At 34.4% G+C, this 4,681-nt stretch carries 3 protein-coding genes and 1 pseudogene; all 4 read right to left on the reverse strand.

Translation table 11 applies throughout. The features are described from left to right. On the reverse strand, positions 1-2,977 hold a 2,977-nt coding region (gene rpoB / locus WBQ70_RS02005; RefSeq protein ID WP_423909857.1), incomplete at its 3' end, for a DNA-directed RNA polymerase subunit beta. 275 nt (positions 2,978-3,252) lie between these two features. Continuing rightward, entirely contained in the window at positions 3,253-3,624 is a 372-nt protein-coding gene (gene rplL, locus WBQ70_RS02010) for a 50S ribosomal protein L7/L12 (RefSeq protein ID WP_423909860.1), read from the reverse strand. Between the two features lie 88 nt (positions 3,625-3,712). Then, complete coding sequence (gene rplJ, locus WBQ70_RS02015) at positions 3,713-4,231, reverse strand: 50S ribosomal protein L10 (protein ID WP_423909863.1); 519 nt, start codon at positions 4,229-4,231, stop codon at positions 3,713-3,715. A gap of 22 nt (positions 4,232-4,253) precedes the next feature. Further along, positions 4,254-4,681 (reverse strand): annotated as a pseudogene (locus WBQ70_RS02020) (50S ribosomal protein L1); the annotation flags it as partial.

Raw genomic sequence — 4,681 nt, forward strand, 5'->3', positions numbered from 1 at the left:
TTTTATTAGTTGCATCATCAGCTACCCATTGACCTTTGCTTAAGTGAGCAAAATCTTCAACAGCATAAAGCATTTTTTGAGTATATTTTTTACCTTTTGGTAAAACTTCTTCACCCAAATCATTCATTACACCTTGTGATGTTTTTCCGTTTACGATTAAGAAAAGTTTTTCGATCAACTTATCTTTAAGGTCTGAGAATTTAACTTCAAAGTCCATCTCAAGAGATCCTAAAGCATCTTTATCTTGAGTACGTTTACGTTTATCTTTTACTGCTCTTGCAAACAATTTTTTATCCAAAACTACACCGTGTAAAGAAGGAGACGCTTTTAATGAAGCATCTTTTACATCACCTGCTTTATCCCCGAAGATCGCACGAAGCAATTTCTCTTCTGGAGTAGGATCTGATTCTCCTTTTGGAGTAATTTTTCCGATCAAAATGTCACCAGGTTTAACCTCGGCACCAATTCTAATCATACCGTTTTCATCTAAGTCTTTAGTAGCCTCTTCAGAAACGTTAGGAATATCATTCGTTAACTCTTCATTACCTAATTTCGTATCTCTTACTTCTAATGAGTAGTCATCTACGTGAATTGAAGTAAAAATATCGTCGCGAACTACTTTTTCAGAAATTACAATCGCATCCTCAAAGTTGTACCCTTTCCATGGCATAAACGCTACTTTTAGGTTACGACCTAAAGCAAGTTCACCATTTTGAGTAGCATAACCTTCAGACAATACTTGACCAGGAATAACTCTGTCCCCTTTTCTTACGATAGGTTTCAAGTTAATACTAGTTCCTTGATTGGTTTTTCTAAATTTAATTAGATTATATGTTTTATCATCAGAATCAAAACTAACCATTCTTTCTTCTTCAGAACGATCGTACTTAATTGTAATAATATTAGCATCAACGTACTCTACAACACCATGCCCTTCAGCATTGATTAATACTCTAGAGTCAGAAGCTACTTGACGCTCTAAACCAGTTCCAACAATAGGAGCTTCAGGACGAATTAATGGTACGGCCTGACGCATCATGTTAGATCCCATCAAGGCTCTATTCGCATCATCATGTTCCAAGAAAGGAATCAAAGATGCAGAGATCGAAGCAATCTGGTTTGGTGCAACATCTGTATAATGAACTTCTGATGGTGTAATAACTGGAAAATCACCCTCTTGACGTGCAATAACAAATTCAGAAGCAATTTTACCTGTATTATCCATTTCGATATTTGCTTGCGCAATCATCATACCTTCTTCTTCTTCAGCACTTAAATAAATAGGAGTCGATTCTAAATCGACAACACCTTCAGTTACTTTACGGTAAGGAGTTTCAATGAATCCCATTCCGTTCACTTTAGCATAAACACCAAGAGATGAGATCAAACCAATGTTTGGACCCTCTGGCGTTTCAATAGGACATAAACGTCCGTAGTGTGTATAGTGAACATCTCGAACCTCAAATCCAGCTCTCTCTCTCGAAAGTCCACCTGGTCCTAGGGCTGATAATCTTCTCTTGTGCGTGATCTCAGCTAATGGATTCGTTTGATCCATAAATTGAGACAACTGGTTAGTACCAAAGAAAGAGTTGATCACCGATGATAATGTTTTAGCATTAATCAAATCGATTGGTGTAAATACCTCGTTATCTCTAACGTTCATACGCTCTCTAATAGTTCTAGCCATACGAGCTAGACCAACACCGAATTGTTGAGACAATTGTTCTCCAACTGTTCTCACACGACGGTTTGATAAGTGATCAATATCATCAATATCTGCTTTCGCATTAATCAATTCAATTAAATACTTAACGATTGTTATAATATCTTCTTTGGTAAGCACTTGCTTTTCCATCGGGATATCTAACTGTAATTTTTTATTCATTCTATAACGACCTACTTCACCTAAGTTGTAACGTTGGTCAGAAAAGAATAATTTATCAATAATACCACGAGCAGTTTCTTCATCAGGCGGTTCTGCGTTACGCAATTGTCTGTAGATATGCTCAACAGCTTCTTTTTCAGAGTTTGTTGGATCTTTTTGTAACGTGTTATGGATGATAGCATAATCAGCTTGATTAGCATCTTCTTTGTGTAACAAAATAGATTTAACGTTAGAATCGATGATTTCTTCAACATTATCTTTGTCGATAATAGTATCTCTATCAAGGATTATTTCGTTACGTTCGATAGAAACTACTTCACCCGTATCTTCATCTACGAAATCTTCATGCCATGTATTTAATACACGAGCAGCTAATTTTCTACCGATATATTTTTTAAGTCCTGTTTTAGAAACTTTAATTTCTTCAGCAAGGTCAAAAATCTCAAGGATATCCTTGTCTCTTTCGAATCCAATTGCACGGAATAAAGTCGTTACAGGTAATTTCTTCTTTCTGTCGATATAAGCGTACATTACGCTATTAATATCAGTTGAAAATTCTATCCAAGATCCTTTAAAAGGAATTACTCTCGCAGAATATAATTTTGTTCCATTAGCATGAAAAGACTGACCAAAGAAAACACCCGGAGATCTGTGTAATTGAGAAACAACAACACGTTCTGCTCCGTTTATTACAAAAGTACCACTTGGTGTCATGTAAGGAATTGTACCAAGATATACATCTTGAACAATAGTTTCAAAATCTTCGTGTTCTGGGTCAGTACAATATAGTTTTAACCTTGCTTTTAAAGGCACACTATGCGTTAGACCTCTTTCTATACATTCTTGAATGGTATAACGTGGTGGATCTACAAAGTAGTCAAGGAATTCCAGTACAAAATTATTTCTTGTATCTGTAATTGGAAAGTTTTCCATGAAGGTATTGTAAAGTCCTTCATTGCCTCTTTCGTCAGATTTAGTTTCTAATTGAAAAAAATCTTGAAAAGATTTAACCTGAACATCTAGAAAATCTGGATATGCAGGAATGTTTTTAGTAGAGGCAAAATTCAATCTTTCAGTCTGATTTGTTATCATCAATGGACAAAATTTTGATTAAAAAAGTAATTTTTTGTGTATAAATATATTTTATTTATACTTTGTTTTTAAGACCGTTACATCTTTAAAAATCAATTTTAAGATAACTACTTTCTTATTATCTGTTAATTTTTTTTCCTCGTAACGGGTAAAAAGCTTTATTATGAAAACCTAAATTGTACTAAACAATATAGACTTTTATTATACGAAAAAATGGTTTAGGTCTTTGAGTGATAAAACTCAAGACCTAAACCTTATTTTAAACTATGTTTGAATTATTTTAATTCAACAACAGCACCAGCTTCTTCTAAAGATTTTTTAAGACCTTCAGCCTCATCTTTAGTTACACCTTCTTTAATGTTAGATGGAGCACCATCAACTATATCTTTAGCTTCTTTCAAACCTAAACCAGTTAATTCTTTTACCATTTTCACAACAGCTAATTTAGAAGCACCAGCTTCTTTCAATACAACTGTGAATTCAGTTTGAGCTTCTTCAGCAGCAGCTTCGCCACCACCAGCACCAGCAACTACTACAGCTGCAGCTGGTTCGATTCCGTACTCATCTTTTAATATTGTTGCTAAATCGTTAACTTCTTTTACAGTTAAGCTAACTAATTGTTCTGCGAATTGTTTCAAATCTGCCATTTTTTCTATCGTTTTAAAATGATTTGTAAAATTATATTTTGTTTATTGTGCGCTTATTAAATAATAAGAAAAGCGTAATGCAATCTTATTATGCTTGTTCAGCTTCTGTTTCAGCTTCAACTTCCTGACCTGCAAATTTGTTTTGCAAAGCAGCAATAATTCTTTGAGCTGGTGATTGTAATAATCCGATAAGTTCTCCAAGAAGTTCTTCTTTAGATTTAATTGTTGCCAACATATCTAATTGATCATCTCCTATATAAACTTCTGCATTCACATAAGCACCCTTTAAAACTGGCTTAGCTGATTTTTTACGGAAATCTTTAATGATTTTACCTGGAGCATTAGCAACATCAGAAATAAAGATAGCACTGTTACCTACCAATACAGAAGGTAATTCACCATATTCATTTTCTGACACTTCCATTGCTTTAGCAAGTAAAGTGTTTTTTACAACCTCTAACTTGATCCCTGCTTTAAAACAAGCTCTTCTTAAACTTGAAGTCGTTTCTGCATTTAATCCAGAAATATCTGCTACATAAACAATATTTGTACCAGCTAACTGTGCAGTTAATTCTTCAATCGCGATTGATTTTTCTTCTCTAGTCATACTAAAAATTATTAACTACCAATTATACTGCTTTAGGATCCAACGCAATTGCTGGACTCATAGTGCTTGTAAGGTGAATACCTTTAATATAGGTACCTTTAGCAGCAGTTGGTTTAAGTTTGATTAATGTTTGAATAATTTCGTGTGCATTGTCATAAATTTGCTCAGCTCCAAAAGAAACTTTACCAATTCCTGCATGTACGATACCAGTTTTATCAACTTTAAAGTCAATTTTACCAGCTTTTACCTCTGCTACAGCTTTAGCAACATCCATAGTTACTGTACCTGTTTTAGGGTTAGGCATTAAACCTCTAGGTCCTAATATACGACCTAATGGACCTAATTTACCCATAACAGCTGGCATAGTGATGATCACATCAACATCTGTCCAACCATCTTTAATTTTTTGTAAGTACTCGTCTAATCCAACGAAATCAGCACCAGCTTCTT

Source organism: Flavobacterium sp., from assembly GCF_049590715.1.
In the GTDB taxonomy this organism is placed as follows: Bacteria; Bacteroidota; Bacteroidia; order Flavobacteriales; family Flavobacteriaceae; genus Flavobacterium.

Coding starts and splice junctions, on each gene's coding strand:
- rplJ (WP_423909863.1), bottom strand. CDS start 4,231: ATGACTAGAGAAGAAAAATCAATCGCGATTGAAGAATTAACTGCACAG.
- rplL (WP_423909860.1), bottom strand. CDS start 3,624: ATGGCAGATTTGAAACAATTCGCAGAACAATTAGTTAGCTTAACTGTA.